1 protein-coding gene is annotated in these 372 nt (G+C 70.4%); it reads left to right on the top strand.

Going from position 1 to position 372, the window contains the following annotated elements:
* Positions 1-372 (top strand): hypothetical protein (locus QB898_RS13265; RefSeq protein ID WP_279525327.1); only part of this gene is annotated, 372 nt, incomplete at both ends.

Genomic DNA, 372 nt, shown 5'->3' with positions numbered 1-372 from the left:
CCTGAAGGCGCGCCGCTGACGTGCAGCCTCACGCGCGCCCCGCAAGGCATGAGCCTGAATGGCTGCACCGTGCAATGGACGCCCACGGCCGCCGCCGCGAACGTGCCCGTGGCCCTGCGCGTGAGCGACGGGCAGGCCTATGCCGAGCAGTCCTGGCAAATCACCGTCACGGCAGCTGCGCCAACACCGACACCGACACCGCCTGCCAACCAGCCGCCGCGCATCACCAGCACGCCGCCTGCGCAAGCACAAGTGGGCAGCGCCTACAGCTACGCCCTGCAAGCCACCGACCCTGAAGGCGCGCCGCTGACGTGCAGCCTCACGCGCGCCCCGCAAGGCATGAGCCTGAATGGCTGCACCGTGCAATGGACG

Source organism: Ottowia cancrivicina, from assembly GCF_029813755.1.
Classification (GTDB): domain Bacteria; phylum Pseudomonadota; class Gammaproteobacteria; order Burkholderiales; family Burkholderiaceae_C; genus Ottowia; species Ottowia massiliensis.
Note: the sequence above shows the minus strand (reverse complement) of the source record. Positions and strands in the feature narration are given on the sequence as shown.